Source organism: Streptomyces sp. NPDC026394, from assembly GCF_055567735.1.
In genome coordinates this window covers 1-26,465 of record NZ_JBVHPX010000042.1, presented here as the reverse complement: position 1 = coordinate 26,465, position 26,465 = coordinate 1, and the positions used below count along the sequence as shown (strand labels likewise).

Here is a 26,465-nt window from a genome sequence, read left to right as displayed (position 1 = left end):
AAGGTGTTCAGCTGCGTTTGGACGCCACCGAGGTGCAAGTCCGCCGGCCTGCCGCGGGTCGGGGCGGACGGCAGGCGTTCGTGTCGGGCAAGAAGGAGCAGAACACGATGAAGGCCACCGTCATCGCCGACCACCAGGGCCGAACTCTATGGACCGATGCCCTCAGGCCAGGGCGGATGCATGATGTGACCGCCGCCCGCACGGCCGGGATCAGTAGATGCTTGGACCACTTCAGCCTCGTCCAGGTCTTCCTCGACGACGGCTACCTCGGCCTCGGACGGAACCACCCGAGGCGAGCCCTCACCCCGCCACGCAAACTGCGACCGGGAGCCATAGCGCCCTTTGTCGAAGCCCGAGCACGCCAACGGCACGACCACTCCTCACAACGGATCACCGTTGAACACGCCCTCGCCGATCACAAACGCTGGAAACAGTTGACGCGCTGGACCCATCGCCGCGACCGCCTGCCCGACACCTACCGCGCCATCTCCAGCCTTGTCTCCGACCGCAATATTGCCTGAGCAACGTGCTGAGCAAGGCAGACACGTCCCACCCGCTATCACGCACCAACTCGTTAGCAGCCGCCTGCACCAGGACCTGCGCGCCCACGGCCTGCGGGCACAAGGTGAGCGTGCGGTGTCTGACGGCTCTTGGACCGTTTGATGGCTGTCACTGGTGCGCCTGGAAAGACGATTGGCGCATCACGAGGTAGCTTATCTTGCGCCGACGATCAGACCAAACGCCCGACCAAGAGCTGTAAGGAACCGCCTAACGGCGGACGAGTAGTAGATGTCGCGGTGTAGTTCGTGGGCTCTGGGAAGTACGGGCCCGCTGTGGCGGCGGCCAGGTGTGGGGTGGCCCGCGCTGCCGATAATCGGTTCGTCTGGCGAAGTGCTCACGCTGCGAGCTGAGCGAGACGGAGCGCGAGGTGTACGAGTTCGACTGGGGCGATATCGCTGCGATGGCCGCACCCGCTATGCGGCGTCAGCCCGAGATCCGCATGCCGGCTAGGGAGCCGGTGCGCGACTGTCGCGTTCCCCGCTCGCATGCCGCAGGGTACCGGTCAGCCTATTCGCCCACGGCAGACGAGAAAGAACCGCGAAGGACTGGAACCTGTTCCGGGGCTATGTGAACGTATGACACCCCCGGAAAACCAGGGCTCGTCAACAGCTCACCGGGTGACATGTGAGGAGTCTGTTCTGTCGGCCCACGCTCCCCGATCCCTTCGGACAACTACCTTGGCGGCCAGATCACCAGCGCGCGTTCCACGCGCACGTAAGTGGACTACGGCGTAGTTCGTCTGCCAGTCCTTTTGTGTGTACGCGCCGCCGGCCGCTTCGGTGCAATGAATCGCAGCCGAGGCCGGACAAAATGCATCGTCGCTACGAGGGTTGAACGTCCCCGCTAGACAGGTCTGCGGGTTAAGGAACACGAGCATCAGGCACGGGAAGAGCCGACTGGCTGTCACCGCTGGCGACTGCGAGCGCGTCGCCTTAGGCGGCATGCGCGCAACATAGCCGACGATCCCCGGTTAGCGAAACCGGGGATCGTCCGGACACTCGAACAGTCCGCAACCGGCTGCGCTTGGCGGTGGAGCCAAGCGGACACGTCGAGCTCGCACGCCGACGTCGCTGCCCGCTGTCTTGCCAATACCCGGAAGCCCCCCCCATGACTGCAAACTCACTGTCTTCCTCGTCTGCCGCCGTCTCCGTCATCGGCCCGACGGGTGCCGCACAAAGAGCGTTCCTGAACCTGAAGGAAGCGGCAGAGTACCTCGGTCTCTCGCCGAACACGCTCTATGTATGGCGGCACCGACGGCAAGGACCGCCGAGCTTCCGCATGGGCGCTCGCGGCCGAGTGATGTACCGGCTGGAAACGCTCGATGCCTGGGTTCGAGAGCAGGAGCTGGCCGACTCTCGTTCCAACACCTCCCTGAACCCGGTGAGCTCAGCGCCAACGCCGCGTCCCAGCCGTACTGTCAACACCTGACACATTGACGCCGCCTCTTCGCCGATCGAATCGAGGAAAGTTCTTTTTTGGCTGGGTACATAGAAGACCGCTGGATCAAGAAAAAGAAGGACCCTGTCACCGGTAAGCGGGAGCGCACCAGCCGTTACGGCAAGGGATCTCGCTACAGGGTTTCAGGGATTCCGGGTGTGCGGGACAGGTCGTTTGAAACGCTGGAGGACGCGAAGGCATGGCTTCGACGGTCCAGCACCGACCAAGAACGTGGAGAGTTTGTCGACCCCCGTGACGGGTCGATCCTCCTTGAGGATTATGTACAGCGCTTCTGGTTCCCCGGCATGTCTGGCTCCATCAAGACCAGGCAGAACCAGAGCCGAAAGGTGTTGCTTCACGTCCTCCCGTACCTGGGCCAAGTCCCGCTGAGGGACGTCACCGCTGCTCGACTTCGCGCCTATATCGCAGACCTGGAGAAGTCCTGTTCGCCGCAGTACGCGCGAGCCATCCTCGGGGCTCTTTCCAACATCTTCGAGACGGCCATCGATGACAAGCGATTGATCCGCAACCCCATGCGGGCAAAATCGGTTCGCTGGCCCAAAGCTGACGAAGTGAGACGCGAAGCATGGCCTTTGGAGACGGCTCGCCAGATGCGGGACAGCATAAGCGATCGCTACCGGATAACGGTGATTCTCGGCGTGGGGTGCGGTCTACGGCAGGGCGAAGTATTCGGGCTGAGCCCAGACGACATCGACTATGAAAAAGGAGTCATCTATGTGAGAAGGCAAGTTCAGACATTCTGTGGGCGCCTCTACTTCACTCTCCCGAAGGGCGGTAAGACGCGTGTCGCAGACATGCCTGCTTCCGTCGCCTGCGAGTTGAGGGAACACTCCGAGAAATATCCAGCAGTGGAGGTGGAGCTGCCGTGGGGCGAACCCGGTAAGTCCACGAGGAAGGTCCTGCTGCTGCTCACGACCAGGTTCGGCAATGCCATCGCGGTGAACACGTACAACACCTACATCTGGAAGCCTGCGCTGGCTCGCATCGGGATCATCCCTCCGCGGCCTGCGGGCGCGAAGCCGTGGCAATGGAAGGCTGCGCACCGGGACGGTTTCCATGTGCTGCGCCATACGTACGCGTCGGTGGTCCTTGAGGCCGGCGAGTCGGTGGTGACCTTGGCCAGGTGGCTGGGCCACTCGTCCTCGGTGATCACGCTCAGTCACTATGCTCACTTCATGCCGGAGGCTGGGGGGCGAGGGCGTCGGGCCATCGATGGGTTGCTCGGCAATCCGGCGGACGCTGTGGTTGAAAATTGAAACTCCCCAAATTCCCCCCAAGCCCCTCCAGGGGGCTTCCGAGTAAAGGGGGTGACCGGGACGGGATCCGATGCGATCGTATCGGTATGCTTGCATCAGTATCTGTGGACCGAATCGACCGCACGTCGCTGACCTGCGACGAAGCCCAGGAAGTAGCCTGATCCGCATGTTGTCCGAAGTCACCGCGACCCGCTATGTCACGCCCTTGCGTGAAGGCGGGTCGCTTCCGGGGATCGTCGAGGCCGACGATCTCGGTACGTACGTCATGAAGTTCACCGGGGCGGGGCAGGGGCGCAAGACTCTGGTCGCCGAGGTCGTCTGCGGGGAGCTGGGGCGCCGGCTCGGGCTGCGGGTGCCGGAGCTGGTGCGGATGCAGCTGGATCCGGTGATCGGGCTGAGCGAGCCCGACCAGGAGGTGCAGGAGCTGCTGAAGGCCAGTGGCGGGCTGAACCTGGGGATGGACTATCTGCCGGGGTCGCTCGGGTTCGATCCGCTGGCCTTCGAGGTGTCCGCTCGGGAGGCGGGCCGGGTGGTGTGGTTCGACGCGTTGATCAACAACGTGGACCGGTCGTGGCGCAACCCGAATCTGCTGGTCTGGCACGGTGAGCTGTGGCTGATCGACCACGGCGCCACGATGATCTGGCAGCACAACTGGCCCACCGCCGAGAAGTCGGCCGCCAAGCCGTACGACGCCTCCGACCACGTGCTGGCGAGCTTCGGGCCGGACATCGAGGCCGCGGCGGCCGAGTTCGCGCCGCTGGTCACCGAGGAGCTGCTGACCGAGGTCACGGCCGCGGTGCCGGACGAGTGGCTGGTGGGCGAGCCCGGATTCGACTCGCCCGACGAGCTGCGCGGTGCGTATGTGCGGGCCCTGCTGGGCCGCGCCCCGGTGATCGGTGAGCGGATCAAGGTCGGGGAACCCACGAAGGACGGGCCCTCGCGGGTGCCGGGCTGGCTGGCGACCGAGTTGCCGCGGAGGGCAGTGAAGTGAGCGGCCTGCACAACGGACGTGACGTGTTCGAGTACGCCCTGCTCAAGGTCGTACCGCGGGTCGAACGCGGGGAGATGATCAACGCGGGGGTGGTCGTGTACTGCCGCGCCCGGCGCTTCGTGGAAGCGCGTACGTATCTGGACGAGGGGCGGTTGCGGGCACTCGACGCGCACGTCGACGTCGACGGGGTCAGGGCGGCTCTGCGTGCCGTCGAGGGGATCTGCGTGGGCGGCGAGCGGGCCGGGCAGGCTGCGGGTGACGACGCGGGGCGGCGCTTCCGGTGGCTGATCGCGCCGCGCAGCACCGTGGTCCAGCCCGGGCCGGTGCACACCGGGTTGACCGTGGATCCGTCCGGGGAGGCGGAGCGGCTGCTCGACCTGCTGGTGAGGTGAGCGGGACGGCCGCCGGTCCGTAGGGTCCGGCGGCCGCCCTGAAGTGCGCGGGCGCGCCGGAGAGGCGTTGACAGGGGGTGGCCGGGCTTCTAGCGTCACCCCTGCTGAAGCTACTAAGCGGTTGCTCACCCGAGGTTGCGGTGCGGCGGACCGCTCGTCGAGGTTTCGAGGGTGAGGAGAACCCCGCATGTCCACCACCGAGCAGCGCGTAGCCATCGTGACGGGCGCGGCCCGCGGCATCGGCGCGGCCACCGCCGTACGCCTGGCCGCCGAGGGCCGCGCCGTCGCCGTCCTCGACCTGGACGAGGCGGCCTGCAAGGACACCGTCGAGAAGATCACCGCGGCCGGTGGCAAGGCGCTGGCCGTGGGCTGCGACGTCTCGGACGCGGAGCAGGTGGAGGCGGCGGTCGCGCGGGTCGCGGCGGAGCTGGGCGCGCCGACCGTGCTGGTCAACAACGCGGGCGTACTCCGTGACAACCTGCTGTTCAAGATGAGCGACAGCGACTGGGACACCGTCATGAACGTGCACCTGCGGGGCGCGTTCCTGATGTCGCGCGCCTGTCAGAAGCACATGGTCGACGCCAAGTTCGGCCGGATCGTCAACCTCTCCTCCAGCTCGGCGCTCGGCAACCGCGGGCAGGTCAACTACTCGGCCGCCAAGGCCGGCCTCCAGGGCTTCACCAAGACCCTCGCCATCGAACTGGGCAAGTTCGGCGTCACCGCCAACGCCGTCGCCCCCGGATTCATCGTCACCGACATGACCGCCGCCACCGCCGAGCGCGTCGGCATGGGCTTCGAGGACTTCCAGGCCGCGGCCGCCACCCAGATTCCCGTCCAGCGCGTCGGCCGGCCCGAGGACATCGCCAACGCCATCGCCTTCTTCACGGGCGAGGCGGCCGGCTTTGTCTCCGGCCAGGTCATGTACGTCGCCGGCGGACCGCTCAACTGACACCGGAGGTGACGAAGATGACCGCACAGGACAAGCCGCTGCCCCCGCTCTCCGGCAAGGCGGCGCTGGTCACCGGCGCCAGCCGGGGCATCGGGTACGGCATCGCGCGGGCGCTCGTGGCGCGCGGCGACAAGGTCTGCATCACCGGCCGCAACGAGGACGCCCTCAAGGAGGCCGTCGAGACGCTGGGCGCCGACCGCGTGATCGGCGTCGCGGGCAAGGCGCACGACGAGGCGCACCAGGGCGTCGCCGTCGAGCGCGCCATGGAGGCGTTCGGCCGGGTCGACTACCTCGTCAACAACGCCGGTACGAATCCGGTCTTCGGCCCGATCGCGGACCTCGACCTGAACGTCGCCCGCAAGGTGTTCGAGACCAACGTCGTCTCCGCGCTGGGCTTCGCGCAGCGCACCTGGCACGCGTGGCAGAAGGACAACGGCGGCGCGATCGTCAACATCGCCTCCATCGCCGGCGTCTCCGCCTCGCCCTTCATCGGCGCGTACGGCATGAGCAAGGCCGCGATGATCAACCTGACGTTCCAGCTGGCGCACGAGTTCGCGCCGGTGGTACGGGTCAACTCCATCGCCCCCGCGGTGGTCAAGACCAAGTTCGCGGCCGCGCTGTACGAGAACCGCGAGGAGGAGGCGGCGGCGGGCTACCCGATGGGGCGCCTCGGCGTCCCGGAGGACATCGGGGGCGCGGCGGCGTTCCTGCTGTCCGACGCCGCCGGCTGGGTCACGGGGCAGACGCTCCAGGTCGACGGTGGGCTGTTCCTCAACGCGGGTGTCTGAGACCTGAGAGCGCCGCAAGGGCAGGCAGGGGGCGCGAGCAGCAAGCGCGTGCCGGTATGTGCGCCCGCGCGCGGAAGGTCCGGCGGCGCTTGCGTTGATGTGCACTTCAAGAGGCAGGGTCTGCGGTGCCGGTCCGGAGGGGACCGGCACCGCAGCCGTTCCGGGCCGGGTGTCCGCGTACGGGCTCGCGACGCGCCTCTCGAAGGAGACCCACCATGCGCTACCGCACCCTCGGCGGCAGTACGGGGCCCATGATCAGCACTCTGTGCCTGGGCACCCTGCCGTTCGGCACCACCGTCGACGAACCGACCGCGTTCGCCGTCCTCGACCGCTTCGCCGAGGCAGGCGGCACCTTCCTGGACACCGCCGACAACTACGCCTGCTGGGTGCCGGGCGCGACCGGCGACGAGAGCGAGCTGCTGCTCGGGCGCTGGCTGCGCAGCCGGGGCGCCAGGGACCGTACGGTCCTGGCCACCAAGGCCGGCGCCCGCCCCGACCCGTCCCGCGGTCCCGAGTGGCCCGCCAACCTGGAAGGACTGGGCGAGAAGTCCGTACGGAACGCGATCGACGGCAGTCTGCGGCGGCTCGGCACCGACCGGGTGGATCTGTACTACGCCCACGTCGAGGACCGGACCGTGCCGCTGGAGGAGACCGTCGGAGTGCTCGCGGACTTGGTGCGGGACGGCGCCGTGGGCGTCCTCGGGGCCAGCAACCACGCCACGTGGCGGCTCGCCGAGGCCCGCCACCTCGCGGGCGCGCGGAATCTGCCCGGCTTCCGCGCCGTACAGCAGCGGCACACCTACCTGCGGCCCCGGTACGACGCGGAGTCCGGCCTCCAGCGGGAGACCGACGGAGAACTGCTCGACTACGCCGCCGCACACGACGATCTGACGCTGCTCGGCTACTCGACGCTGATGCACGGCGGATACGCGCGTCCGGAGGAGCCGCTGCCCGAACGGTACGACCACCCCGGGTCGGTGGCGCGGCTGCGGGTCGCCCAGGAGGTCGCGGCGGAGGCCGGGGCCACCGTGAACCAGGTGGTGCTGGCCTGGCTGACGGGTGGCCGGGTGCCGGTCGTACCCGTCCTCGGTGTGAGTTCGGTGACACAGCTGGACGAGTGCCTGGCGGCGCTGGATCTGCAACTGGACGCGGCGCAGCGGGCGCGGCTCGACACGGCGTGAGCGGGTGCGGGCCGGGTAGGAGCCGGACGGAGACCGGGCGGGAGCCGGGCGCGGGGTGGGGTGCGGGCGTTGTCAGTGGTCGCCGGTAAGTTCGTTGCCGAGAACGGATCGCACACCGGAGGTTGCTCAGTGATGACCGACATGCTGCCCGAGTCCTGGCGCGGCGTCCTCGGCGAGGAGTTGGAGAAGCCCTACTTCAAGGAGCTCACCGAGTTCGTCGAGCAGGAGCGGGCGAAGGGGCCGGTCTACCCGCCCCGCGAGGAGGTCTTCGCGGCCCTCGACGCCACCCCGTACGACCAGGTCAAGGTGATGATCCTGGGGCAGGACCCGTACCACGGCGAGGGCCAGGGACACGGGCTGTGCTTCTCCGTTCGGCCCGGCGTCAAGACGCCGCCGTCGCTGCGCAACATCTACAAGGAGATGAAGGAGGAGCTGGGCCACCCGGTCCCGGACAACGGGTACTTGATGCCCTGGGCCCGCCAGGGCGTGCTCCTGCTGAACGCGGTGCTGACGGTACGGGCGGGCGAGGCCAACTCGCACAAGGGCAAGGGCTGGGAGAAGTTCACCGACGCGGTGATCAGGGCGGTCGTCTCCCGTCCCGACCCGGTGGTGTTCGTGCTCTGGGGCAACTACGCGAAGAAGAAGCTGCCGCTGATCGACACGGGGCGGCACGCGGTGGTGGAGGGCGCGCACCCCTCCCCGCTGTCCGCGAAGAAGTTCTTCGGGTCCCAGCCCTTCACCCGGATAAACGAGGCCGTCGCCGCGCAGGGCCACACCCCGATCGACTGGCGGATCCCCGACCTGGGCTGAGCCGGGCGGCCGCGGCGTGCCGCGCACACCGCGCGGTACCGCCGGGCGCCGGTTAGCGTCGGGGAAAGCAGGCCCGACGTGGCGCGGACGAGGGCGGGAGAGTGCGGCGGTGGACGATCAGCGTGCGAGGGCCGGCGGCGATGTCGTCCTGACCCGCATCGGGCAGGCGGTCATGCTGCACCGGGGCGGCGACCGGGAGGAGGCCCGCAACCGCCTGGCGCGGCTCTGGGCCGAGATCGGTCCGGACGGCGACCCGTTCCACCGCTGCACGCTGGCCCACTACCTCGCCGACACGCAGGACGACCCGGCCGACGAGCTGGACTGGGATCTCACCGCGCTCGAAACGGCACGGCAGGCGAAGGGCGCTTCGGCGGCGGACCGGGACGGGGAGCGGGCGGCGTCGGCGGGCCGGTCCGTTCCGGCGGTGGCGGCGCTGCTGCCCTCCCTCCACCTGAGCCTCGCCGCCGACTACGCCGCCCTGGACCGCCACGGCGAGGCCCGCGCCGAACTGGACCGGGCCCGGCAGACGGCCGCACCGCTGGCCGACGACGAGTACGGCCGCGGCGTGCGGCAGGCGATCGAGCGGCTGGGGATCCGGATCGCGGGCTCGGGTGGGGTGGATGGGGGAGGAGAGGCCGACGGGCCGGGCGGTGGGCCCGGGGACGGCACGAGGGACGGTACGGGAGGCGCCGGGGGCTCCGAGGACTCAGGGGGGACGGGTGGTGCGGGTGATGCGGGCGGTGGGGAAGGTCAGTCGCCGTAGACGTCGCGGCAGAGGGTGTCGGCCCGGTCGTCGTCCTGCCAGCGCCCGTATTCGCGCGCCAGCTTGCACAGGCCCGGAGCCGGGGCGGCCGGGCGGCGGTTCTCGGCGCGCGGCCACGGCGGACCGTACCGGCGGGAACCGGGAGCCTTGGGCTTGCCCCGTACACCCCGGTCGACGTCCTTTCCCTTCTTCTTGCCCGTCGCCGCGGGTTCCGGCCGCTGTGGCCGCTGGGCTCCTGGCGCGGGAGGCCGGGCGGGCGCCGACCGCTGCGCGGCGGCTGCGGACGGCGTCGTCGGCCGCTTGCGCGCCGGGGGCCGGCTGACTTCCGGACCGTTTGGCTCGACGGAAGGGGCGGGCAGCGCGGGGCGCGGCAGGAGACTCTCGGGGGCCGGGCGGTGGGCGACGGTGACACAGCCGGTGGTGACGGCCGCCGTCGTCAGCATGAGGACCGCCGCTGCGGGAATACGGAACACCGGCCAACTCTGCCGACATCGGCTGCCGTTGGGAAGGCCCCGCAGGGGTGAACGTGACGGACGGTGTTGACCCGGAGTCGGCTGCATGCAGGCATCAGGCATCAGGCATGCAGGGCGTGCAGGCATCGAGGCACCCGGGCACTGAGGCGGCCAGGCAGGGCCGGGCGCCCGCTGCCCGCCCCCAGACCGTGGAGGACGCGACCGGGCCAGGTGCCACCACGTCGTGTCGGCCCGGAGGCTGCCGACCGCCCACGACGCGTACGAGCGTGCCCGCGACGCGCACACGCGGTGGTCGGCCGCCACGGACCAGGGAGATCGCCGTGCGCCGGGCGGCACGTATGCTTCCGGGGCGCCGGGGACACCACCGGCGTGCCCGGCTCGATGACCGTACGGCATCAAGGCGGGCGGCAACATCGGCACGTCCGGCGCGCCGGTCCGCGCAGGCGGCCCGCAGCGGCGGCGTAACCCAGGGAGTACGCGTGAAGGTCGGCTGCATCGGACTCGGCGACATCGCACAGAAGGCGTATCTGCCGGTGCTCGGCGCGCAGCCCGGTGTCGAGATGCACCTTCAGACCCGTACCCCGGCCACCCTGGAGCGGGTCGCCGGAACGTATCGCCTGCCGGCCGGCCAGTGCCACACCGACCTGGACGGGCTGCTCGCCGCCGGCCTGGACGCGGCGTTCGTGCACGCTCCCACCACCGCGCACCCGGAGATCGTCGGCCGCCTCGTCGAGGCGGGAGTGCCCACCTATGTCGACAAGCCGATCGCCTACGAGCTGGCCGAGACCGAGCGCATCGTGCGGCTTGCCGAGGAGCGCGGCGTCAGCCTGGCGGTGGGTTTCAACCGCCGCTTCGCCCCCGGCTACGCGCAGTGCCTGGAGCACCCCCGCGACCTGATCCTGATGCAGAAGAACCGGGTCGGCCTGCCGGAGGACCCGCGTTCGCTGGTGCTGGACGACTTCATCCATGTGGTCGACACGCTGCGTTTCCTGGCGCCCGGCGCCGTCGATCACGTGAACGTGCGGGCGAAGCTCCAGGACGGTCTGATGCACCACGTGGTGCTGCACCTCTCCGGCGACGGCTTCAGCGCCATCGGCAGCATGAACCGCCTCAGCGGTTCCGCGGAGGAGATCCTCGACGTGTCGGGCCAGGACACCAAGCGCCAGGTCGTCAACCTCGCCGAGGTCATCGACCACAAGGGGCAGCCGAGCGTGCGGCGGCGCGGCGACTGGGTGCCGGTGGCCCGGCAGCGCGGCATCGAGCAGATCGTCCTCGCGTTCCTGGACGACGTGCGGGCGGGCAGGTTCGTCTCGGCGGAGGACGCGCTCCGTACGCATGAGCTGTGCGAGCGGGTGATCCGTGAGGCGCTGGCACAGGGAGCGTGAGGCCACGCGCCCGACGGCTGTGACCAGCGTCTTGGGGGCGTGTGTGGTGCTTGCGGCGATCGGACGTGCCGCCGGTGCCGTCCGTGTCGTCCGTCGGAGGCGTCCGCGCCGTCAGGCAGGCGGCCAGGTGCGCAGGGCCATGTCGGCCACCTGCTGGAGTTCCTCGCGGGTGGCGCCGCCGACGGCCTGGACGGCGATGCCGTTGGCGACGGTCATGATGTAGCGGGCGAGCAGCCCGGGATCGGTGCCGGGCGGCAGGTCGCCTTCGGCGACGGCCTGCCGGAACCGGTCGCGGAGCTGGGAAGTGCCCTCTTCGCGCCAGGCGACGAGGGCGTCGCGGGCGGCGCGTCCCGGGTCGCCGGAGGCCAGGGAGGCCTGGACGCCCAGGCATCCGGCGGGACAGCCGGGCTGGGTCGTGGTCCGGACGGAGCCGTTGAGGAACGCGGTGGCCACCTGCCGGGCGGTCGGCTCCTGCAGAGCGCGGGCTCCGTACGAGGCGGGGCCTTCGGAGTAGCGCTCCAGAGCCTTGCGGAACAGGTCCTCCTTGTTGCCGAAGGCCGCGTACATGCTGGTGCGGGTGATGCCCATGGCGTTGGTCAGGTCGGTGAGGCTGGCGCCCTCGTATCCCTGTTCCCAGAAGACCCGCATGGCCTGTTCGAGGGCCGCGTCGGCATCGAAGCCTCTCGGCCGGCCGACCGGTCCCTTCCGTCGCGTCTCCATGGCCGCAACCCTACCTCTTCCGTACCGGGCGGTGCAGATGTGCTACGTCCTCATTCCATATCGATCGGTACGGAAGTAGGCGGAGGTCATCCCCATGGGACAGCTCGAAGGCAAGGCCGCGGTCATCACCGGCGGGCACACCGGGATCGGCCTGGCCAGCGCCGTACGGCTGGCGGCCGAGGGCGCGCACGTGTTCATCATCGGCCGGCGCAGGGCCGAACTGGACGCGGCCGTGGAGACCATCGGCTCGGCACGGGCCACCGCCGTCGCCGGTGACATCACGAACCTGGCCGACCTGGACCGCCTCTACGACGCGGTCCGTGCCCGGGGGCGGGGCCTGGACGTCGTCTTCGCGAACGCGGCGACCGCCTCGCTCGCGACGCTGGAGCAGGACATCGAGGAGCAGATCGACCGGACCTTCGCGGTCAACGCGCGGGGCACGCTGTTCACCGTCCAGAAGGCGCTGCCGCTGCTCAACGACGGCGCCTCGGTGATACTGAACGCCTCCACCGCGGCCGGCAACGGCACGGAGGCGTTCGGCGTGTTCGTGGCCTCCAAGGCAGCCGGCCGGTCTTTCGCCCGCACCTGGGCCGACGAACTGAAGGGGCGCGGCATCCGGGTCAACGCCGTCTCGCCGGGTCCGGTCGACACCACCGGGATCACGGACCTGTTCGGCGAGGAGAGCGCGCCCGGCGTCCGGGCGCACCTCGCCGCAGGCGTCGCGATGGGCCGGACGGGACGTCCGGAGGAGGTCGCCGCGGCGGTCGCCTTCCTCGCCTCCGAGCAGAGCAGCTACGTCCTCGGCGCCAACCTCTATGTCGACGGCGGGAGAATCAGATCTGACGCTTCCTTCCCGCTCTCTGGGGAGTCATGAGCGGTCCCGTCCCGGCACGCGCCCCCGGCGTGCAGAGAGCGCGCGGATTCCCTTCGCCACCGCGTACGCGCCGAGCGCCGCCATCGCTCCGTACAACGCCCAGTCACCGAGACGCGCGTACGGGCTCGTGCCCTCGGCCAGCGGGACGTCGTACACGGCTGCCGCGCCGCGCTCGGTGCCGAGCCGGCCGCCCACCGGCTCCCCACGCGGGCCGTACACCGCGCTGACCCCGGTCAACGTGGCGTGCGCCATCGGCCGCCAGGTCTCGGCGGCGCGCAGCGCGGCCAGCGAGGCGTGCTGCGCGGGCGCCCAGCTCTCCTGGAAGGTCGACGTGGAGGACTGCGCGACCAGCAGCTGTGCGCCGTCGCGCACCAGTTGGCGGCTCATGTCCGGGAACGCCGACTCGAAGCACACCAGCGGCCCCACGCGCAGTCCGCCCGCCGAAGCGACGGGCATCAGTTCCTGCCGGGTGCCGCGCATGCGGTTCTGGTCGGCGGCCTTGCCGACGTGCGTCGCCCAGCCCAGTACGGAGCGGAGCGGGATGTACTCGCCGAAGGGGACCAGCCGCATCTTGTCGTAGCGGTGGCCGGTCGCGCCGTGCGGGCCGACCAGGACGGAACTCTTGTAGATGCCGGGTTGGCCGGCGTGCCGACCGTCGACGTTCACCAGGAGGTCGGCGCCCACGTCCCGGGAGAGCGCGCCGAGCCGGGCCGCCATGGCCGGGCTGCGGGTCAGGTCGCGGTTGACGCTGCTCTCGCCCCAGACCACCAGCTGGACGCCGCGTCCCGCGAGCGAGCGGGTCAGCGCCTCGCCGCGCGCTATCCGCGCTTCGGCGCCCACGACTTCGCCCGGCTGGACGACGCCGATACGGACGCTGCCCGCCGCCCGCGGCACCGGCGCCCACAGCCATGCCGCGCCGCCGCCGACCGCGCAGACAAGGAGGCCCGCCACAGCCGGGACGCGGGCACGTGGCAGGGCGACGAGTACGACGAGCGCGGTGTTGACGGCCACGATGACCAGGCTCAGCAGCCACACCCCGCCGATGGACGCGAGCCGCAGGGCAGGCGGCACCTGCCACTGGCTGGCTCCCAACAGCCCCCAGGGGCCGCCCAAGTACTCCCAGGACCTGACCAGTTCGACCATCAGCCAGCCGGACGGTACGAGGACGAGGGCCGCCGCACACCGGCGTACGCCCGGCGCGCCGTGCAGCAGGCTCCGTACGAGCACGCCCCAGGGCGCCCACAACAGCCCGAGCAGCGCCGCCAGGACGAGGATGAAGACGTGCAGGCTCGGCAGCAGCCAGTGGTGCACCGCCAGCATGAACCCGGCGCCGCCGAGCCAGCCGTCCAGCGCCGCCCGGCGGTTCGTACGGGCCGAACGCGCCAGCAGGAGCCACGGGACGAGGGCGAGGTACGCCAGCCACCACAGCGCGGGCGCCGGAAACGCCAGCGCGGGCAGCGCCCCGGCCGCGACCGCGGCGGCACCGCGTCCCCAAGGCGACGCGAGCGCCTTCTCCCACCAGCCGGCCGCCTTCCGCATACCGCTCCCTCCGTCGGACGTCGGACCGCAGCACCCAGTGTGCGCGCGTCGGCCGATCATGGACAGCAGGCGGGTGCGGCCCGTCAGCCACCCGCCGGTACCAACTGCCGCCACTTCTCGTGGACGACGACCTCACTCAGCCGCCAGCCCTCGGCGGCACGGCGGGCGGCGAAGGCGTAGCGGCCCGCGCAGGTGTAGTTCGGGGCGGCCGACGCGCCGGTGTTCGCGCCGGAGTGCGGGTCGGCGGCCGCGCCGGGTGGCGCGTCGTGCGGGCCCGCGAGGCGCATCGGGTTGAGGTAGTCCGCCTGCACGGTGGCCGTGTCGCCGGGCGCGCCGCCGTCGCGCAGCTCGATGCCGATCCGCCGGTTGACGATCAGATGCTGGCGTACCGGGAAGCGCCGCATCATCTCGGCCAGCCAGCCCGCGACGTCGGTGACGCTGCCCGCGATGCCGCCTGCCGAGCGGTAGTCGACGCGCCCCTCGGGGACGAACAGGGCCCGGTAGGCCGTCCAGTCGCCGTCGTCCACGGCGATCGCGTAGCCGGTGACCAGGTCGTCGATGGCGAGGCGGTCCATGACAGTGGTGTGTTCCACACGCTGGGTCATCGCCTCAGTGTTCGGCATGCGTGCGTCCCCGCCAAGGGCCGGGGCGCGGTACGCGGTGGGCCGGGACGCGGCACGGCCGTGGGCCCCGCCCGGAGGCGGGGCCCACGCGGGCGGGTGGTCTGCCGGTCAGCGGGCCGAAGCCGGTGCCGCCGCTTCGTGTGCCGCCCGTTCGGCCGAGGTCTGCGCCTGCTCGAACTGGGTGCGGTACAGCTCTTCGTAGCGCCCGCCCGCCGCGAGCAGCGCGTCGTGGGTGCCGCGCTGCACGATCCGGCCGTCCTCGACCACCAGGATCAGGTCGGCGGCCCGTACGGTCGACAGGCGGTGCGCGATGACCACGGACGTACGGCCTTCCAGCGCCTCGGCCAGTGCCTCCTGCACCGCCGCCTCGGAGGTGTTGTCCAGATGCGCGGTGGCCTCGTCCAGGATCATCACGCGCGGCCGGGCCAGCAGCAGACGGGCGATGGTCAGCCGCTGCCGTTCACCGCCGGAGAGCCGGTAGCCGCGCTCGCCGACCACCGTGTCCAGGCCGTCGGGCAGCGAAGCGATCAGGCCGTCCAGGCGGGCGCGGCGCAGCACGTCCCACAGCTCGTCCTCGCCCGCCGCCGGCCTGGCCAGCAGCAGGTTCTCGCGGATCGTGTCGTGGAAGAGGTGCCCGTCCTGGGTCACCATGCCGAGGGTGTCGCGGATCGAGTCGGCCGTCAGGTCGCGTACGTCCACGCCGGCGAGCCGTACCGCGCCGGCGTCCGCGTCGTACAGGCGCGGCAGCAACTGCGCGATCGTCGACTTGCCCGCTCCCGAGGAGCCGACCAGGGCGACCATCTGGCCGGGTTCCGCGCGGAAGGAGACGTCGTGCAGCACCTCGGCGCCGCCCCGCGTGTCGAGGGACGCCACCTCTTCGAGGGAGGCGAGGGAGACCTTGTCGGCCGACGGGTAGCCGAAGCGTACGGAGTCGAACTCCACCGAGACCGGCCCGTCCGGCACCGCGCGGGCGTCCGGCTTCTGCTCGATCAGCGGCTTCAGGTCGAGCACCTCGAAGACCCGCTCGAAGCTGACCAGCGCGCTCATCACCTCGGTGTGCGCGCCGGACAGGGCCGTCAGCGGCGCGTACAGGCGGGTCAGCAGCAGGGCCAGCGAGACGATGGCGCCGGTTTCGAGGTGGCCGCGCAGCGCCAGGAAGCCGCCGAGGCCGTAGACGACGGCCAGTGCGAGGGCGGAGACCAGGGTGAGCGCGGTGACGAAGTACGTCTGGACCATGGCGGTACGGACCCCGATGTCCCGCACCCGGCGGGCCCGCGCGGCGAATTCGGCGGACTCCCTGGCCGGGCGGCCGAACAGCTTGACGAGGGTGGCGCCCGGCGCGGAGAACCGCTCGGTCATCTGCGTACCCATCGCGGCGTTGTGGTCGGACGCCTCTCGGCGCAGCCCGGCCAGCCGGCGGCCGACGCGGCGGGCGGGCAGCACGAAGACCGGCAACAGCACCAGCGCGATCAGCGTGATCTGCCACGACAGACTCAGCATCACCGCGAGCGTCAGCAGGAGCGTCACGACGTTGCCGACCACACTGGACAGCGTGTCGCTGAATGCCCGCTGCGCGCCGATCACATCGTTGTTCAGGCGGCTGACCAGGGCACCCGTCCGCGTACGGGTGAAGAAGGCGACCGGCATCCGCTGCACGTGGTCGTAGACGGTGGTCCGCAGGTCGAGGATCAGTCCCTCGCCGAGGCCCGCCGACAGCCGCCGGGTCAGCAGGCCGAGCCCCGCCTCCGCCAGCGCGATGGCGGCGATCAGCCCGGCCAGTTTCAGGACGGTGCCGGACGCCTCGCCGCCGTCGATGGCGTCGACCACCCGGCCGGCGAGCAGCGGGGTGGCGACCGCCAGCACGGCGGCCACCGTGCTCAGCACCAGGAACCAGGTGAGCGAGCGCCGGTGCGGCCGGGCGAAGGCGACGATCCGCCGCAAGGTGGAGCGGGAGAACGAGCGCTTGCCCTGCTGCGCGTACGAGGCACTGTGCAGTGAGTGCCAGGCGGTGACTTCCATGTCCATCGCGGTCCTCCGGGGCGGCGTGGTCGGCACGTTGTCGATCGCGGGCCGTGGTGACCGGCGACATGCCAGAAGCTATGACCTCAACCAATGTTGAGGTCAAGGGATTCCCTTGTCGGCGCGCCGGGAGCCGGGCGGAGTGGTGTGCTGGCGGGTGTACGGGGTGGTGCGTGCGCCGGGCGTACGGACTGATGCGTACGCCCAGCGCACGGAGTGGTGTGCACGCCCGGCGTGCGCAGGGCGTCCGACGCCTCAGGCGTCCGCGGCGCCTCGCCACGCCGCGGACCGCAGGAGCCGTAGCCCGTTGAGGCCGACCAGGACGGTCGACCCCTCGTGCCCGAGCACGCCCAGCGGCAGCGGCAGGTGACCGGCCAGGTCCCAGGTGACCAGCGCGCCGATGCACACGGACGCGATGACGAGGTTCTGCACCACCAGTCGGCGCGCCCGGCGGGAGAGCGCGACGACCGTCGGCACCGCCCCGGCCTCGTCGCGTACCACCACCGCGTCGGCCGTCTCCAGCGCCAGGTCGGATCCCACCCGGCCCATGGCGACGCCGCTGTGCGCGGTGGCCAGCGCGGGCGCGTCGTTCACCCCGTCGCCGACCATGAGTACCTTCGCCCCGTCGTCCTGCCAGGCACGGACCGCGGCCACCTTGTCCTGCGGCAGCAGTCCGGCCCGTACGTCCGTGATGCCGCATTCCTCGGCCGTACGGCGGGCGGCGCGGACGTTGTCGCCGGTCAGCAAGGTCACGCCGGCTTCGGATGCCGGCCCGGCTCCCACTCCGGAGCCGCCTTCGGCTCCCGTCAGGCGGTGCAGCCGGGCCACCGCTTCGGGGGCGCCCGGGCGGAGCCGGTCGGTGAGGGCCAGTACGGCGACGGGCACGCCGTCCAGGAGGACAGCCACCGCTGTGGGCCCGGTGGCCTCGATCTCCGACGCGACGGCGCGCGCCCCGCGCAACTGTTCCTCAGTGAGCCCTTCCCCGCTCCCTGGCGCCCCCGTGCTCAGCAGCGCGGCGGGGCTGCCGACCCGTACGGTGCACCCTTCGACGACGGCGTGCACGCCCCGTCCCGGCGTGGACGAGAACTCACACGCGCCGGGCACCCGCAGGCCGCGCTCCCGCGCGGCCGCGACCACCGCCCGGGCGATCGGGTGTTCGCTGGGCTGCTCCGCCGCGGCGGCGAGCGCGAGGGCGCGCGCCTCGTCCGTACCGCTGTCGCCCGGCACCGGTGAACGCACCCCGGCCACGCGCGGCGCGCCCTCGGTGAGCGTGCCGGTCTTGTCCAGCGCGACCCGGGTCACCGCCCCCAGCCGCTCCATCGCCGCAGCCGACTTGACCAGGACGCCGTGCCGCCCCGCGGTGGCGATCGCGGACAGCAGCGGGGGCATGGTGGCCAGCACGACCGCGCACGGCGATGCCACGATCATGAAGGTCATGGCCCGCAGCAGGGTGGTGGTGAAGTCCGCGCCGAAGAACAGCGGCACCGCGAACAGGGCGAGGGTCACGGCCACCACCGCGGCGGAGTACCGCTGTTCCACCTTCTCGATGAACACCTGGGTGGGCGCCTTCGTCCGGCCGGCTTCCTCGACCATGGCCACGATGCGGGCGATCGCCCACTCGGTGGCATCCTTGCCGACCCGTACCCGCAGCGCGCCGGTGCCGTTCAGCGTTCCCGCGAACACCTCGTCGTCCGGGCCCTTGGCCACCGGCAGCGGCTCGCCCGTGATGGTGGCCTGCTCCACCTCGCTCGCGCCGGCCAGCACCGTGCCGTCGGCGGGCAGCCGCTCTCCGGGGCGTACGAGCACCGTGTCGCCCACCCGCAGCGCGGCCGCCTCGACGGTCTCTTCCCGGCCGTCGGGTGCCAGCCGTACGGCGGTGGAGGGCGCGAGGTCGAGCAGGCCGCGCACGGAGTCCTCGGTGCGCCGGGTGGCCAGGGCCTCCAGAGCGCCGGACACCGCGAAGATCACGATGAGCAGGCCGCCGTCGAGGAACTGCCCGATCCCCGCCGCGCCGATCGCCGCGACAACCATCAGCAGATCGACGTCGAGGGTGCGTTCGCGCAGTGCCTGGAGGCCCGCCAGGCCCGGTTCCCAGCCGCCGGCCGTGTAGCACACCGCGTACAGCGGGCCCCACGCCCACGCCGGGGCGCCCGCCAGGTCGAGGGGGAAGGCGAGCAGGAACGCGAGGGCGGAGAGGGCCGCCCAGCGCACCTCCGGGAGAGCGGAGAGGCGGGTGCGGCGCGGTCGGGGCGGGGGAGCGGGTGCCGTCAGGGCTGCCGTCGGGGCTGTGGCCTGGGGCGCGGTCGGACGCGGGGGAGCGGCGGCAGGCGGTGCGGCAGCGGGCGGTGCGGCAGCGGACGGCGCCTCGGGGGCTGACCGGTCGGCCGGTGGCGTGGCGGGGGCCGGCCGGCCGGTCGCCGGCTGCTGCGTACGGCCGTGACTGGACGTGGACGTCATCGGTACCTCGGTGCGGGGAGGGGGGCGGGAGTGGAACCCGGACACCATAGCCGAACACATGAAGACGTCTTCAAGTATTACCGAATATACGATGAGGCATATGGGACACGGAGTCGACGGCAGGACCACACCGGCAGCACACCTGGACGCGGACGCGGCCGCGACCATCGCCGCCACGCTCCAGGCGCTGGCCACCCCCTCGCGGCTGATGATCCTCACCCGCCTCCGCCAGGGGCCCTGCCCGGTGGGCGAGCTGGCCGAGGCGGTCGGCATGGAGCAGTCCGCGGTCTCCCACCAGCTACGGCTGCTCCGGGCGCTCGGCCTGGTCACCGGGTCGCGGCAGGGCCGCCGGATCGTCTACAGCCTGTACGACACGCACGTCGCCCAACTCCTCGACGAGGCCGTCTACCACATCGAGCACCTGCGGCTCGGTGCGCGGGACCTGCCCGACACGGCAGAAGCCAAGGACACCTACAGCTCTGAGGCCGAAGCCGGAGCCCGGTCTGGAGCCGGACCTGGAGCCGGAGCCGCTGAGAGGCGCGTCAGCCGCTGACCCAGCCGCTGACTCCGTCCGCGGCCCGGAGCGCACCCTCGCGCACCCGCGCGCATCTTCGTACGCACTTCGCGCGCACCCCCGGGTGCACTCCCGCGCTCACCCGGCCCCGTGCGCCGCCAGCCGCTCCCGTACGTCCTCCGCCGAGAGATAGACATCGGTCCGCTCGAAGTCGCGCAGTGTCGCGGGCTTCTCGGCCTGGAAGCCGGTGCGCACGAAGTCGTCCCCGGCGGTGGCGTTGATCAGCCAGTTCGCCACGGTACGGAACCTGGCGACGCCGGTACGCAGCGCCATCAGGTGGTAGCCGCGCGCCGCCACCTGGGCGGGCAGCCCCGTCAGCTCGTACCCCAGCGGTTTGGACACCGCGTCGATGCCGCCGAGGTCCACGACCAGCCCGAGGTCCTTGTGCCGGTACGGCGTCCGCGGCGCCCCGCGGAGTCCGGCGATGATGTTGCGCGCGGCGTGCTTGCCCTGCCGCTGGGCGTGCTGCGCGGTGGGCGGGCAGACCGCGCCGGCGCCCTTCGTCAGGTCCGGTACGGCCGCGGCGTCACCGCAGGCCAGCACGTCTGGCGTGCCCGGCACGGTCAGATCGGCGTCGACGACGAGCCGGCCCCGTACGGTCTCCGCCCCGAGGGTGCCGATGAGCGGGCTGGCCGCCACGCCCGCCGTCCAGATCAGTGTCCGGCACGGCAGTACCCGCCCGTCCGTGAACTGCACACAGTCCTCGGTCACTTCGGCGACCGAGACGCCGAGCGACACCTCCGTACCGCGCTGCCGCATCAGCTCCAGCGCTTTCTGGCCCAGCCGGTCGCCCAGCTCGGGCATCAGCTTCGGCGCGATGTCGATGAGGTGCCACTTGATCTGGGTGGGGTCCAGGCGCGGGTAGCGCCGGGCGGCGGCGTTGGTGAGCCGCTGGAGGTAGGCGACCGTCTCCGTCCCCGCGTAACCGCCGCCGACGACGACGAACTGGAGCCGCGCCGCGCGCTCTTCCGGGTCGGTCGAGGCCGCGGCGATGTCGAGCTGCGCGATGACGTGATCCCGGATGTACGCCGCTTCGGCCAGCGTCTTCATGCCCCGCGCGTACGTCGTCAGGCCAGGGATGTCGAACGTACGGGTGATGCTGCCGGGCGTCAGTACCAGCCGGTCGTAACGGATGTCGGTCGTCTCACCCGTGATCAGCCGTACGACGCAGACCTTCGCCGCGGTGTCGATGCCGATCACCCCGCCGGGCACCAGACGCGTCCGGCGCAGAATGCGCCGCAAGGAAGGCGCGATCGACTGCGGGGTGACCACTCCGGCGGCGACGTGCGGCAGCAGCGGCAGGTACAGCTCGTAGTTGTTGGGTGTGACCAGCACGATCTCGGCCGTCTCGGCGGACAGCCCGTGCTCCAGGCCCCGGGCGCACTCCACCCCGGCGAAGCCGCCGCCCACGATCAGGACTCTGGGTCGTTCCATGACGCGTCCTCGCCTCTGTCAGCAGCTGTGTCGGCTCCCGGCCACGCTGGCACGGGGCGGCGGCCCTCGCCACCGCGCCCACCGGGTACCTCCTGCGACCGGGTGAGAAACAGGCGTCCCGGCTATTGCTTCGGCCCCAGTCCCCGCTTCAGCCCCATTTCTCGCTTGGGTCCCAGTTTTCGCTTCGGCCCCGGCCCCGGCCCCGGCCTCGCCCTCGGTCCCGGCTCAGCGGCCGTCGCGATGGGTGGGCCGAGGGCGGCCCGTGCGGGCGAAGTGCGGCAGGGAGATGCCGCCGGGGTGCGCCGTCTCGCCGGCGCCGGGCCGCACGAAGAGGGTGACGGTGACGCCTTCGGTGAAGCCGTTACGGCGCATCAGCGTCGCCGACGCCGTGTTGTTCACCTCGACGTCGGTCACCACGGACGAGGCACCGGCCTCGGTCAGCGCGGCGCAGCAGTCCTGCACCAGCCGCCCGGCCACGCCGCGCCCCTGGAAGTCCGGGTCCACCGCGATCCACTCCAGGTAGCCCCAGTCCTCCCGCTGCTCGAAGGTCATCGAGCCGAGCACGAACCCGGCGAGCCGGTCACCGGCCATGGCGACCCGGCAGGCGGGCACGGAGGCGTCGAGGTGCGTGGCGACGGCGGTCAGCGACCATCCGGTGTACGGCATGGCGTCGGTGTCGTAGACCCGTTCGCCCAGCTCCAGGACGGCCGGGAGGTGCTCGGGCCGCAGCGGGTGGAGGGTGATCTCGGAGTCGCGGGCGTCCGGTGTCGGCATGACCGGCGCTCCTTTCGGTAGGACGGTGGCGGCGAGAAGCATGGGCAGATGCAGATGCAGATGCAGATGCAGATGCGGGTGTGGGTGCAAATACACCCTAATCAGTGCAACATCTCCCCGTGGTTCCGCCCCTGTAGGTTGCGGGGGTGAGCACCGCCGTCGCCGAGATCCTTTCCCTCCTGCTGCTGGTCTGCGTCCTGGTCTTCGCCGTACGGAGGCCGGGCGGCGCGCCCGAGGCGGTGGCGGCCGTACCGGCGGCGGGTCTGCTCGTACTGGTCGGCGCGGTGTCGCCGGACGCCGCGTGGGAGCAGGTGCACAAGCTGCTGCCGGTCGTCGGCTTTCTGGCCGCTGTACTGGTGCTGGCGTACCTGTGCGCCCAGGAAGGGCTGTTCGAGGCGGCGGGCGCGGCGCTGGCGCGGCGCTGCGCGGGACGGCCGCGGCTCCTGCTGGCCGGAGTCTTCGTACTCGCCGCCGCGGTCACGGCGGTGCTCAGCCTGGACGCGACGGTGGTGCTGCTGACGCCGGTGATCCTGGCCACCGTCACGCACGCCGGCGCACGCGCCCGGCCCCACCTGTACGCCTGCGCCCATCTCTCGAACTCCGCGTCGCTGCTGCTGCCCGTCTCCAACCTCACCAACCTGTTGGCTCTCGGCGCGGCCGGTCTGTCCTTCACGCGGTTCGCCGCCCTGATGGTGCTGCCGTGGGTCGTCGCGGTGGCCTTCGAGTACGTGGTGTTCCGGCGCTTCTTCAACCGGGAGCTGGCGGACGACGAAGGGCGCGTGGACGCGGGAGAGCCTCGCACGGGAGAGCCCCGCATGGGGGAGTCCGATGCGGAAGCGGCGCACGGGCGGCGGGCCGCTCCGCCGCCGCTCCCGCTCTTCGCGCTCGTGGTCCTCTCGCTGACGCTCGCCGGGTTCGTCGTGACCTCCTTCGCCGGGGTCGCTCCGGTCTGGGCGGCGCTGGGCGGCGTACTCGTCCTCGGGATACGCGCGATAGCACGCCGGGACGCGACTGCGTCCATGACCGCGACCGGCACCGCGACCGGGACCGCGACCGGCACCGCGACCGGCACCGCGACCGGTACGGTGACCGGCACCGCAGCCGGGATCGTGAAGGCGGCCAACCCCTTCTTCTGTCTCTTCGTGCTGGCCCTGGGCGTCGTGGTGGAGGCGGTCGTCACCAACGGCCTCGGCGGCGCCGTCGACCGGCTGCTGCCCGAAGGCGCTTCACTGCCCGCACTCCTCGGCGTGGCCGTGTTCGCCGCCCTCCTCGCCAACGTCATCAACAACCTGCCGGCCGTACTGGCGCTGCTGCCGGTCGCGGCACACGGCGGCGCAGGCCCCGTCCTCGCGGTGCTGATCGGCGTGAATCTCGGCCCGAACCTGACATACGTGGGCTCGCTGGCCACGCTCCTGTGGCGACGCATCCTCCAGGAGCAGGGCGACGCACCGGACCTGGGCACCTTCACTCGGCTCGGGCTGCTGACCGTCCCCGGGGGCTTGGTCCTGTCGACACTGGCCCTGTGGGGAGCCTTGCAGATCATCGGCACATGACGGCCCGCCACCCCGGATGGCGAGCTGGCGAATTCGCTCACAGTTCGCCCAACTGAGTGAACGGAGTGCACTGAGTGAACTGAGTGATCTTGTGGCCTTATGACCGATCGGGGAGGAAGGCCCCAGAGGCCGCGTAAGACAAATATGGTTAAGGCATAAGCGCTGACCGGAAACAGCTCGGCACTTCAGCCGAAGCGCGGCACGGAAAAGGGCGCATATCGCACCTCTCCCGCCCGGCTGACACCTCTCCCCACCCCCCTCCCCACCCTCGCCCCGCCCGGCAACCGCTCCACCGGACCGGCGCCGCCCGCCGTGGCCGCCGCCACCCGCGCGGCCACCGGCGGGCGAGTGTCCACCGACCAGGCCCACGGCATGAGTTTGAGACAACTTCATTACGTATGTGCCGTCCGGACTGACGGTGGGGCCAGCGGGTAAGCCGTAGACACGTAGGGCGCAGCCGACGACCCGGACCCCGCCGGAGGCTGGCACCGCGCGGATGCCGAACGCCGACGGTGGTCATCTCCGCCCGGGCCGCAACGGGCGAGTCCCCAAACTTCCGTACGTCTCCACCGCCAGCGTGCGGCGGCATCACACGCACAGGCACGGAGGTGGGGACAGGCATGGTGGAGCAGGGGCGGAGCTACGCGAGCAGGGAACACGTGGTGGGCGCGACCACGGTGGTGGAACTGAGTGGAGAAGTGGACATCCTGGCGGCGACCGCGTTGACCACGCGTCTCGACGAGATCACCGGAGTGCGCCGCCCCGATCTCGTCCTGGACGTGCGGCACGTGACCTTCATCGACTGCTGCGGCATGTCGATGCTGTGCCGCGCCCGGCGCCGGGTCGAGGCCAAGGCGGGCCGCCTGCGCCTGGCCGGAGTCGCCGACAGCCCGAGCGTGCTGCGACTGCTCCGGCTGACCGGCCTCCTGCCCGCCTTCGACCTCTGCCTCGCCCCGGACACCGACGCCGTACCCGGACGCGCGGCCGAGCCCCGGCCGGACGACGGCTGCTCCTGCACACACCCCGAGAACAGAGGCCGCCCGGCCACCCCGGACGCCCCCTCGGACACCGCCGTCGCCTGAACAGACGTCAGGCCGGCAGGTGCGCCTCGATCGCCTCCGTCAGCTCCGCCGCCTCGGGCTCGGTCCGGGGCCGGAACCGCCCCACGACCGTTCCCGCCGCGTCGATGAGGAACTTCTCGAAGTTCCACTGCACGTCACCGGCCTCGCCCGTGCCGTCCTCGGTGCGGGCGAGTTCCGCGTACAGCGGGTGGCGGTCCGGTCCGTTGACGTCCGTCTTCTCGAAGAGCGGGAAGCTGACCCCGTAGGTGGCCGAGCAGAACGTGGCGATCTCCTCGGCACTGCCCGGCTCCTGGCCCGCGAACTGGTTGCTGGGGAAGCCGAGGACGCTGAAGCCGCGGTCGCCGTACTGCTGCTGAAGCCGCTCCAGCCCCGAGTACTGCGGCGTCAGACCGCACTTGGACGCCACATTGACCACCAGCAGGGCGCGGCCCCGGTAGTCGGCCAGCGAGGCGGGCTCACCGTTCAGGGTGCGCAGAGGGATGTCGTACAGGCTCACGTTCAGGCTCCTCGCTACGGGACCGCTGTTGCGGACGGGACTCCCCGGAGACAACAACGCCCACCCACGCGTTCTTCCCAGGCCGCCGCCCCTGTTGGGATGCGTGGGCGGGTGCCGTGCATGGCTCGCGACAGCAATACCTCCCCGCCGGCGTGGTCAGCTTCAGAGATATCGGTTTCCTCCTGTGCCCAATGCTGCACAAGCAGCCCTGCCTTGTCGGCTCAAGGTAGGGCTGCTCGCTCGGGTCGAAGGTGAGAGGCGCGGGGCGCGTAGGAGCGGGTATTCAGACGGACGGCACCGCTGCCGTCAAGGGGCGTTGGACGGGTGGTGGTCAGCAGATCAACTGGCACTCATCCCGCGCTCAGGCCATTCCCCCCGCTCGTCGTATGTGGCATTGATCTTTCGCGATGCCTTGAGGAACAAGTAGTCAATATTTCCGTCATCCGGCTGCGCTCGGCGAGTGGTTCTGTCCAATGACAGGCGCCTTGTCATCTCGGGAGGGTCTTCGCCGAACGAGTAGGTGATGGTATTGGGGTCCTCAGAGATTTTCTTGAAGTAAACCAAGGCAGCCACGGCTACCACTCCTTCTCGAAGTCTTCGCGCTTGTTCAGCGGAACTTTGTTCTGCCAATTGTACGTTTCGTTTGCGATCCGGTGTGCCTCTTGGTAGGTGGCGCCGGGATGTTCCCGCAGGTACTTGAGTTCCGTCAGTTCGTGCTCCAGCAGGATGTGATCCTCAGGTAGAGCGTTCCCGGACCGCAGGCGGATCCAGGCGTCGGCGATCTCGGGGTCGGAGTCGAACTTCCGGGTGACTACCCGGCCGGTCTCGTAGTCTTCGATCGGGTGCTCGGTGTCGAAAACATGCTTCTTGATGGTGCCGACTTCCGCTTCGGAGAACCCTGTGGACCCGTCGGCCCGCACCACGTCCCGGTGCTTGCTGATGGCTCCGACATCGCGGGAGTCTTGCATGAAATGGGCGTATGCGTCATCGGCCCACTTTGTCTGCGCGGGATCGTCCAGCAGGTCGCGAGGACGTCTGCGAGCGCCGGTGAGCCATTCATCATTGAAGGCCAAGCGGAGCCGCGGCGTCGAAACGTCGGGAAGACGAGCCTCCCGTATGGCTCTCGCTCCACGAACTGCACCCCCGAAGGCGCCTCCAAGTGCACCGCCGGCCAAACCGGCTTCGGCGGCTTCGTGCAGGTTGATGCCCTTCTGGTCACCGAGCAGGTTGCGGCCGCCCTGGGCCACCACGACATCGACGGTGATGGCTTCCACGCCACCGATGGCCGCGGTGGCCAGGACGGTCCCGGCGAT

General features: G+C 70.9%; 25 protein-coding genes and 1 pseudogene. 15 read left to right on the top strand and 11 right to left on the bottom strand.

The features are described from left to right. From ACZ4QV_RS41110 to ACZ4QV_RS41065, 10 genes are all read left to right on the top strand, one after another. A partial coding sequence (locus tag ACZ4QV_RS41110; protein ID WP_467764410.1) for a transposase family protein occupies positions 1 to 521 on the top strand: 521 nt, incomplete at its 5' end. Between the two features lie 1,147 nt (positions 522 to 1,668). Continuing rightward, positions 1,669 to 1,989 (top strand): helix-turn-helix transcriptional regulator, encoded by a 321-nt coding sequence (locus ACZ4QV_RS41105; protein ID WP_467764409.1) that lies wholly within the window; start codon positions 1,669 to 1,671, stop codon positions 1,987 to 1,989. A gap of 47 nt (positions 1,990 to 2,036) precedes the next feature. Next, positions 2,037 to 3,275: a tyrosine-type recombinase/integrase gene (locus tag ACZ4QV_RS41100; protein ID WP_467764408.1), complete on the top strand. Its 1,239-nt coding sequence runs from the start codon at positions 2,037 to 2,039 to the stop codon at positions 3,273 to 3,275. A 166-nt stretch (positions 3,276 to 3,441) separates the two neighbouring features. Continuing rightward, positions 3,442 to 4,266, top strand: a complete 825-nt coding sequence (locus ACZ4QV_RS41095) for a HipA family kinase (RefSeq protein WP_361159910.1) — start codon at positions 3,442 to 3,444, stop codon at positions 4,264 to 4,266. Continuing rightward, positions 4,263 to 4,658 (top strand): DUF3037 domain-containing protein, encoded by a 396-nt coding sequence (locus tag ACZ4QV_RS41090; protein WP_361591779.1) that lies wholly within the window; start codon positions 4,263 to 4,265, stop codon positions 4,656 to 4,658. Before ACZ4QV_RS41095 ends, ACZ4QV_RS41090 begins: the two co-directional genes overlap by 4 nt. A gap of 187 nt (positions 4,659 to 4,845) precedes the next feature. Further along, positions 4,846 to 5,607: a 3-oxoacyl-ACP reductase FabG gene (gene fabG, locus ACZ4QV_RS41085; protein ID WP_361159904.1), complete on the top strand. Its 762-nt coding sequence runs from the start codon at positions 4,846 to 4,848 to the stop codon at positions 5,605 to 5,607. A gap of 17 nt (positions 5,608 to 5,624) precedes the next feature. Continuing rightward, a complete protein-coding gene (locus tag ACZ4QV_RS41080) occupies positions 5,625 to 6,395 on the top strand; it encodes an SDR family oxidoreductase (RefSeq protein WP_361159901.1) in 771 nt (256 codons plus the stop codon). A gap of 215 nt (positions 6,396 to 6,610) precedes the next feature. Continuing rightward, a complete protein-coding gene (locus ACZ4QV_RS41075) occupies positions 6,611 to 7,576 on the top strand; it encodes an aldo/keto reductase (RefSeq protein ID WP_361159899.1) in 966 nt (321 codons plus the stop codon). Positions 7,577 to 7,708: 132 nt separating this feature from the next. After that, positions 7,709 to 8,386 carry a uracil-DNA glycosylase gene (locus tag ACZ4QV_RS41070; RefSeq protein WP_467764407.1) on the top strand — a complete coding sequence of 226 codons (678 nt, stop codon included), beginning with the start codon at positions 7,709 to 7,711 and terminating at the stop codon, positions 8,384 to 8,386. 109 nt (positions 8,387 to 8,495) lie between these two features. Beyond that, complete coding sequence (locus ACZ4QV_RS41065) at positions 8,496 to 9,149, top strand: hypothetical protein (RefSeq protein ID WP_361159893.1); 654 nt, start codon at positions 8,496 to 8,498, stop codon at positions 9,147 to 9,149. On the opposite strand, the gene ACZ4QV_RS41060 is transcribed toward ACZ4QV_RS41065, so the two are convergent. Next, a complete protein-coding gene (locus tag ACZ4QV_RS41060) occupies positions 9,137 to 9,622 on the bottom strand; it encodes a hypothetical protein (RefSeq protein WP_361159890.1) in 486 nt (161 codons plus the stop codon). The two genes, ACZ4QV_RS41065 and ACZ4QV_RS41060, sit on opposite strands and share 13 nt — an antisense overlap. 479 nt (positions 9,623 to 10,101) lie before the next feature. Here ACZ4QV_RS41060 and ACZ4QV_RS41055 point away from each other — a divergent pair, with 479 nt between their 5' ends. After that, positions 10,102 to 11,007, top strand: a complete 906-nt coding sequence (locus ACZ4QV_RS41055; protein ID WP_467764406.1) for a Gfo/Idh/MocA family protein — start codon at positions 10,102 to 10,104, stop codon at positions 11,005 to 11,007. Between the two features lie 111 nt (positions 11,008 to 11,118). On the opposite strand, the gene ACZ4QV_RS41050 is transcribed toward ACZ4QV_RS41055, so the two are convergent. Next, positions 11,119 to 11,727 carry a TetR/AcrR family transcriptional regulator gene (locus ACZ4QV_RS41050; RefSeq protein ID WP_361591770.1) on the bottom strand — a complete coding sequence of 203 codons (609 nt, stop codon included), beginning with the start codon at positions 11,725 to 11,727 and terminating at the stop codon, positions 11,119 to 11,121. A 94-nt stretch (positions 11,728 to 11,821) separates the two neighbouring features. Here ACZ4QV_RS41050 and ACZ4QV_RS41045 point away from each other — a divergent pair, with 94 nt between their 5' ends. Continuing rightward, positions 11,822 to 12,601: an SDR family NAD(P)-dependent oxidoreductase gene (locus ACZ4QV_RS41045; RefSeq protein ID WP_467764405.1), complete on the top strand. Its 780-nt coding sequence runs from the start codon at positions 11,822 to 11,824 to the stop codon at positions 12,599 to 12,601. On the opposite strand, the gene lnt is transcribed toward ACZ4QV_RS41045, so the two are convergent. The 4 genes from lnt to ACZ4QV_RS41025 all read right to left on the bottom strand — a co-directional run bounded on the left by lnt (position 12,596) and on the right by ACZ4QV_RS41025 (position 19,239). Further along, entirely contained in the window at positions 12,596 to 14,140 is a 1,545-nt protein-coding gene (gene lnt, locus ACZ4QV_RS41040) for an apolipoprotein N-acyltransferase (protein WP_467764404.1), read from the bottom strand. The two genes, ACZ4QV_RS41045 and lnt, sit on opposite strands and share 6 nt — an antisense overlap. An 83-nt stretch (positions 14,141 to 14,223) precedes the next feature. Continuing rightward, positions 14,224 to 14,745 (bottom strand): nuclear transport factor 2 family protein, encoded by a 522-nt coding sequence (locus ACZ4QV_RS41035; protein WP_361159881.1) that lies wholly within the window; start codon positions 14,743 to 14,745, stop codon positions 14,224 to 14,226. Positions 14,746 to 14,871: 126 nt separating this feature from the next. Further along, on the bottom strand, positions 14,872 to 16,788 hold the full coding sequence (locus ACZ4QV_RS41030) for an ABC transporter ATP-binding protein (protein WP_467764403.1): 1,917 nt from the start codon (positions 16,786 to 16,788) through the stop codon (positions 14,872 to 14,874). A 249-nt stretch (positions 16,789 to 17,037) separates the two neighbouring features. Beyond that, positions 17,038 to 19,239 (bottom strand): heavy metal translocating P-type ATPase, encoded by a 2,202-nt coding sequence (locus ACZ4QV_RS41025; RefSeq protein ID WP_467764402.1) that lies wholly within the window; start codon positions 19,237 to 19,239, stop codon positions 17,038 to 17,040. A 100-nt stretch (positions 19,240 to 19,339) separates the two neighbouring features. On the opposite strand from ACZ4QV_RS41025, the gene ACZ4QV_RS41020 reads away from it, so the two are divergent. Then, a complete protein-coding gene (locus ACZ4QV_RS41020) occupies positions 19,340 to 19,792 on the top strand; it encodes an ArsR/SmtB family transcription factor (RefSeq protein ID WP_467764401.1) in 453 nt (150 codons plus the stop codon). Between the two features lie 99 nt (positions 19,793 to 19,891). Here the strand turns inward: ACZ4QV_RS41020 and ACZ4QV_RS41015 are convergent, their stop codons facing one another. Both ACZ4QV_RS41015 and ACZ4QV_RS41010 read right to left on the bottom strand, forming a co-directional pair. Beyond that, positions 19,892 to 21,247 carry an NAD(P)/FAD-dependent oxidoreductase gene (locus ACZ4QV_RS41015; RefSeq protein ID WP_361159871.1) on the bottom strand — a complete coding sequence of 452 codons (1,356 nt, stop codon included), beginning with the start codon at positions 21,245 to 21,247 and terminating at the stop codon, positions 19,892 to 19,894. A gap of 225 nt (positions 21,248 to 21,472) precedes the next feature. Further along, positions 21,473 to 22,021 (bottom strand): GNAT family N-acetyltransferase, encoded by a 549-nt coding sequence (locus ACZ4QV_RS41010; protein ID WP_361159868.1) that lies wholly within the window; start codon positions 22,019 to 22,021, stop codon positions 21,473 to 21,475. Positions 22,022 to 22,167: 146 nt separating this feature from the next. On the opposite strand from ACZ4QV_RS41010, the gene ACZ4QV_RS41005 reads away from it, so the two are divergent. Then, the gene (locus tag ACZ4QV_RS41005) at positions 22,168 to 23,574 is read left to right on the top strand and encodes an SLC13 family permease (protein WP_361591759.1); all 1,407 of its coding nucleotides are present in this window, start codon (positions 22,168 to 22,170) and stop codon (positions 23,572 to 23,574) included. Positions 23,575 to 24,194: 620 nt separating this feature from the next. After that, positions 24,195 to 24,656 carry an STAS domain-containing protein gene (locus tag ACZ4QV_RS41000; protein ID WP_361591757.1) on the top strand — a complete coding sequence of 154 codons (462 nt, stop codon included), beginning with the start codon at positions 24,195 to 24,197 and terminating at the stop codon, positions 24,654 to 24,656. Between the two features lie 7 nt (positions 24,657 to 24,663). Here ACZ4QV_RS41000 and ACZ4QV_RS40995 read toward each other — a convergent pair whose 3' ends face one another. From ACZ4QV_RS40995 to ACZ4QV_RS40985, 3 genes and pseudogenes are all read right to left on the bottom strand, one after another. Next, positions 24,664 to 25,152: a glutathione peroxidase gene (locus ACZ4QV_RS40995; RefSeq protein WP_361159859.1), complete on the bottom strand. Its 489-nt coding sequence runs from the start codon at positions 25,150 to 25,152 to the stop codon at positions 24,664 to 24,666. Between the two features lie 339 nt (positions 25,153 to 25,491). Beyond that, positions 25,492 to 25,725 carry a hypothetical protein gene (locus ACZ4QV_RS40990; protein WP_361591755.1) on the bottom strand — a complete coding sequence of 78 codons (234 nt, stop codon included), beginning with the start codon at positions 25,723 to 25,725 and terminating at the stop codon, positions 25,492 to 25,494. Positions 25,726 to 25,727: 2 nt separating this feature from the next. After that, positions 25,728 to 26,465: pseudogene (locus tag ACZ4QV_RS40985) on the bottom strand (hypothetical protein); the annotation flags it as partial.